This window comes from Micromonospora sp. NPDC003776 (assembly GCF_053605645.1).
Genome location: NZ_JBSGJR010000481.1, coordinates 1 through 5,619 on the forward strand (window position 1 = coordinate 1; position 5,619 = coordinate 5,619).

Annotated in this window: 4 protein-coding genes and 1 pseudogene; all 5 read right to left on the reverse strand. The window is 71.5% G+C overall.

The features are described from left to right. Positions 1 to 558: pseudogene (locus tag ACWEVO_RS28730) on the reverse strand (MFS transporter); the annotation flags it as partial. A 448-nt stretch (positions 559 to 1,006) separates the two neighbouring features. Continuing rightward, positions 1,007 to 2,119, reverse strand: a complete 1,113-nt coding sequence (locus tag ACWEVO_RS28735; RefSeq protein WP_452310612.1) for an ABC transporter substrate-binding protein — start codon at positions 2,117 to 2,119, stop codon at positions 1,007 to 1,009. A 135-nt stretch (positions 2,120 to 2,254) separates the two neighbouring features. Continuing rightward, positions 2,255 to 3,490 (reverse strand): M1 family aminopeptidase, encoded by a 1,236-nt coding sequence (locus ACWEVO_RS28740; protein WP_452310613.1) that lies wholly within the window; start codon positions 3,488 to 3,490, stop codon positions 2,255 to 2,257. A 56-nt stretch (positions 3,491 to 3,546) separates the two neighbouring features. After that, on the reverse strand, positions 3,547 to 4,782 hold the full coding sequence (locus ACWEVO_RS28745) for an MFS transporter (protein WP_452310614.1): 1,236 nt from the start codon (positions 4,780 to 4,782) through the stop codon (positions 3,547 to 3,549). A 15-nt stretch (positions 4,783 to 4,797) separates the two neighbouring features. Continuing rightward, positions 4,798 to 5,619 (reverse strand): ethanolamine ammonia-lyase reactivating factor EutA (locus ACWEVO_RS28750; protein WP_452310615.1); only part of this gene is annotated, 822 nt, incomplete at its 5' end.

The following is a 5,619-nucleotide window of genomic DNA, read 5'->3' on the forward strand; positions in this document are numbered from 1 at the left end:
CGGCGTCACGGCGACCAGACCGGCGGTGACCAGGGGCGAGACGAAGAGCGATGCCGCCCGCCAGACGCCGGTCGCCGCGATGGCCTCGCCACGTTCCTCCGGATGCACCGAGTCGCTGGCGAGTGCCGGACCGAGCGTCTGGAGCGCTCCGGCGGCGATTCCGGAGGCCGCCAGAGCCAACCCGGCGAGCACGCTCGACCCGGCGGCGAGACCCATCACGGCCATCGCCGCACCGGTGACCGGCGTACCCGCGCGCATGATCCGCCGGGCACGTGCATCGCCGTCGACGTGCCGCACCAGCCACGATCCGAGGATCGCGGTCGCGTTGGCGACCGCGACGAGGATGCCCACGGTCGCCGCGAGACGCCCCGCGCGTTCGAGCGCGATGGGGACGTAGGAGCCCAGCAGACCGCGCCAGGCACCGGCGGTGACGCCTGCGTAGCGCCCCTCCCGGACGCCGGCCCTGGCCCACAGACGTCCGGGCGGCCGGTTCTGGACCTTCCGGAACGGCGGGAGCCGGTCCAGGCGCACGGTGGGGATGAGCGAGACGACCGCAGCCGCCGCCGCGACAGGAGCGCCGTATGGGCGTCCTCACCGATGAGGAGACCGGCGATCACGGGACCGGCGAGAAGGCCCAGGTTGCCGATCAGGTTGACCGACGCGAGGGCCTTGACCGACGAGCCCTCGCCGCGCACCAAGTTGGTCTGCGAACCGGTCCAGAAGTACGCCCGAGCCACGCGCTGCAGGAGCTGTGCGGCCGGCGGCCACCGCCTGCAGCGGCAACGCGACAGAGGCGGCACCGAGCGCGAACGAGAAGCCGGCGTTGGCCGCGCCGACCCATGCGCCGTCGGCCTGGAACCGGAGTCGGACCTGAGGCCGTGTCACGCGAGGGGCTCCTTCGGGCGGGCACCCGACGGGGCGCGCATGGGTGCGCCCCGGCTCGTCGGGGACCGAGCCGGGGCGCAGGGGTCATGCTGAGCGGGTCACGCTGAGAGGCTCAGCGGGATCACTTGCCGGCGACCTTGCCGCCCTTGAGGACCTGCGCGTAGAGGTCGTCCCACTTCTTCGCGTTGTGGAGCATCTCGTCCTCGTTGACCTCGATGGTCTTCAGGCCGGCCAGCGGGTCGTCGGCAGTCGGCACGGAGCCGATGCGGTTGGCGTCGGCGATGGCCTTCTGCCCGTCGGTGAGCAGGTAGTCCATGAACAGCAGCGCGGCGGCCGGGTGCTTGGCGGTGCCGAGCAGGCCGGCACCGTTGGGGCGGATGACGATCGGCTGTGCCGGCGGGTTGGCGGCGGTGCGCCATGCGATCGGGCGACCCTCCTCGGTGCCCTTCTGGACGGAGTGCGTGTACATGGAGGTGCCGACCGCGAACTCACCAGCGGAGAGCAGCTCGGCCTGGACCGTGTGGCCCTTGACGATTTTCGCGTTCGAGGCGATCGCCTTGAACAGGTCGGTCACCTCCTGCTCGCTCTTGCCCTGCTGGAGGTAGTAGCCGTACATCGCCGAGAACCAGTCCATGTCGCCGACCTCCATCGAGACCTTGCCCTTCCACTTCGGGTCGGCGAGCTGGTCGAGAGACGTCGGGACGTCCTTGCCCTTCACCATGTCGGTGTTGTAGGCGATGGTGAAGGCGTTGAAGCGGTCGGCGGTCCAGTCGTCCTTCTGGCCCTCGGGGCGGACCGCGTCGCGGAACTCGCCTTTGTAGGGGTAGAAGAGATCCTCGTCGCCGATGACGTTGAGCTCGCCGGAGTTGGTCTCGATGAGGTCCGCGCCCGCGAAGCCCGCCTTCGACTCCTGCAGGATGCGCTGGAGGACGGACTCCGAGTTGCCGCGGTAGACGTTGACGTCGATGTCGTACTTGTCGGTGAAGCCCTTGACGATGTCGTCCATGTCGGTGTTCGAGGTGTAGAGCGAGAGCTCGCCCTCGTCCTCGGCGGCCTTGACGAGCGCGTCGGTGCGCTCGGCGCCGGTCATTCCGTTGAACTTGTCGAAGACCTGCTTCGCGTGGTTGTCGACCTTCGGCTTGCTGTCGCCGGACGAGCTCGCGGTCGGGCTGCCGCAGGCGCTGAGGACGGCCGTCAGGAGCGCGACCGGAATTATCAGGGCCTTCTTCTTCATGGTTTCTCCCAGAGCTGATCGCAAGGCCGGGACGACCTCGTAGGACTGATGGTTAGTCCAGCACGAGATGGATATCACAGATACGGACGAATGGTTAGACCTTAGTAGTCTTCTTTTCGCCTTGGATCGTGCCAATCAGCGGCTGACCTGCCCAGCACCGGCCAGCTCAGCCGCCAGACCGACGGCCACCGCGGTCGGAAGGGAGGGGTCCGCGAGAGCGGCGAGGGCGTGCTCGACGCGTCCCTGACCCGCCGGTGCCGACCGGAAGGCCCGCCTGGCACGCACCACGGCGGTGGCGGGGTCCACCTGCCGCAGGCCGCGCAGTTTTCGCGTCCACGTCTCGCCCCCCGTGCCGGCGGCCGCCGGCAGGCGCACCTGCACGGGCTCCCGGGGTTCGGTTCCGAGGGCGGCCCAGACCTGGGCGGCACTGGTGGCGAGTCCTGCCCTGGTCCGCACGAGCTCGTTGAGCCTGCCTCGGAAGACGTCGGCGGCCAGGCCGTGTCGCGCCGCCCGGAACAGCTCCGCGTGCTGGGTCGGGCCCGCGACCTCGGCCAGCCCGGCCGTCTCGGCCAGTCCCCGCGGGTCGACCCCGGGCACTCTCGCCAGCCGCGCGGGCCGGCGCCGGTGGTCCAGGTAGGCGTCGGCGGCGCTGCCGAGAAGGTCCCGGCAGGCGAGCTGCCCGAGCAGCTCGGCGAGCCCTTCGAAGACGCCGAGGTCGGCCCAGGATGCCGGCGCGACCAGGTTGCCGAGCCATTGGTGGGCGGCCTCGTGCGCCAGGGCGGCGACCCGTCGCGCCCGGTCGGCCGTCAGCAGTCGCTCGGAGAGCAGCACACATCCCGGGTGCTCCATGGCAAGCCACGGCGCGTCCGGCACCAAAACCTGGACGTACTCGCTCCCCCACGGCGCGTCACCCCCGAAGAAGTCGAGCATCCAGTCCAGCGCAGCCCGGGTCTCGGCCAGCGGCGTGCGCAACGCCGCGTCGCAGGACCGGCGGGCGTGGATGGCCACGCCGTCGGCCGCCTCGTGGCGCCACGGCCCCACGGCGAAGCCGAGGTGGTGTCCGGCCAGCACACTCCCCGGAGCAGGGACGAGGCTGACCGGAGTCGGCCCCGGGACGTCGCCGGAGACCCGCACGGTCAGCGTCGTCCGGGTCAGGTCGTCGGGACGGCCCGCCTCGCCGAGAAGGTCGGCCGCCCCTCCGAGCGCACCGCTGAACAGGACGTACGCCGCGCCGTCGGAGGGGTCCACCCAGCGCGTGAGCCCCCAGGGACCGCCCGTGCGATAGTCCACTCGCCGCCGACGGCGCTCAGTGCCGAGGTCGAGGTGGACGTGCGCCGACTCGGCACCCAGGTCCACGTCGATCGTGCGCACGGGTCCCATGGTCGCTGACGCTGCGGGGGCGCTCTGCCGGGGGTCGGGCCGAGCGGTCAGCCGACCTCTGCCAGCGAGCGGTCCGGGCCGGTGTAGCGGCGTACCGGATTGTCGCGGACCAGCATGGTGGTGACGTAGCTCAGCGTGATCCCGGCACCGATCGTGAGAGCGAGCGCCGGCCCGAGGGCCCCGGCGAGGGCGCCGACGAGTGCGTCGCCCATGGCCGGACCTCCGCGGGAGGACACCTGATAGATCGACGAGACCCGGCCGCGGAGCTCGTCGGGGGTCTCGATCTGCACGGCGGCATGTCGGATCGAGGTCGCCAGGGCGTCCGCGACGCCGAGGCCGAGTGCGGCAAGGATCGTCAGCGCGAACCAGTGCGAATGCGCGAGAACCAGGCCCGCGACCGCGAAGCCGCCCGTGGCGAACAGCAGGATGCGGCCGAGCGTGCGCGAGCGGCCGAGCACCCTGACGATGCTGTAGGTCGCGAGCAGGGCACCGGCCGAGGGCGCGGCCGCCAGCACGCCGTACCCCTTCGGGCCGACCTCGAGGACGTCGAGGGCGAGGGCCGGCAGCAGCACCCGGTAGGCCCCGAAGACCATCGCGGAGAGGTCGAGCGACATCAGCAGCAGGATGATCGGCCGGTGCACGACGTAGCGCGCGCCTTCGACGATCGCGCCGAAGATCGGCTTGTGCTCCCGGTCGAGATGCGCGGTCGGCGCCTTGACGAGGACGAGCAGCCCGATCATCGCGGCGTAGGTCATCGAGTCGAAGGCGTGGACGAGGCCCGGGCCGCCGAGGGCGATCATCAGGCCGGCGAGCCCCGGGCCGACCAGGACCGCGATCTCGCGACACGGGTTGACCAGCGCGAAGGCCTGCGGGAGCTGGTGCGCCGGCACCATCGACCCGATCAGCGCCGTCCGGGTCGGGTTGTCGAAGGTGGTCGCCCCCATCGACAGCAGGGAGGCCAGGACGACGTGCCACGCCTGCACGTGGTCGGTCAGGGTGAGGACCGCCAGGGCCGACGCGACCAGACCGCCGGCGCCCTGCGACAGCTGCAGCAGGCGGCGACGGTCCATCCGGTCGGCGAGCGCCCCGCCGACCGGGCTGAGCACCATCACCGCGATCCCCCCGGCGGCGCCGACGAGGCCGGTGGTCGCCAACGACCCGGTCAGGTCGTAGACCTGGTAGAGGCTCGCCGCCATCGCGCCGCGGGTCCCGATCTGGGAGAGGACGACTCCGAGGAGGTAGGTGACGAAGGAGCGGTTGCGCAGCACCTCCGCGAGGTTCATGCGGTCCTTCCCCGGTCACGAAAAGAGGAGCGACTTGATGACCACCGGCACCACGCCCGGCGGAGTCAACACCTCTCCGATGTCGATGAAGTCGAGGTCGTTGAGCTCGACGCCGTCCACCGAGACGACCCGGCGGTCCAGTCCCACGTCGATGCCGAGGATGCGGCCGACCAGCTGGCCGACGTCGCCGTCGATCACGAGGGTCAGGGGCTCCTCGGAGGCGCCGGCGCCGGCGGCGATCCCGAGCGCCAGCTCCTCGAGTGCGGCGTACGCCGGAAGGCCGGTCCAGCCGAAGCCGAGAGCGACCGGCAGGGCCAGGTCCGCGCCGCGGATCTCGGCGCCGCGCCGGATCACGGCTGCGACGTGCTCACGGTCGACGGTCGCTGCGTCGATGAGGCCGAGATGGACCACCGGCAGGTTGTGCACCGGCAGCACCGACTGGTCGCTGACGTGGATCGTCTTGCCGCTGACCTGCACCGTGTACTGCGACGCACCGATGACGGTGGCACGGATCCGCTGGCCGGCGTCGATCGCGGGGATGTCGGCCCGCTCGCCCAGCTGCTTGACGATCTCTCCGGCGAGGTCGCGGGCGATGTCGCCGTAGTCGCCCGGCTCTGAGCCGAAGATGTACTCGGAGACACCTCCGGAGAAGGTCAGGTAGGCCGGTGCGAGGCTGCGCTCCAGCGGACGGGTCAGCCGCAGCGCCTTGCCGAGCGCTGTCGGCTCCTTCCCGAGGATCTCGTCGACGGAGACCTCGGCGAGCCGCTCGCAGATCCGCCGGCGGACCGCCGGGTCGGCCGCCGTGGCCGGGGTCAGCTCGATGCCCAGGTCCTCGGC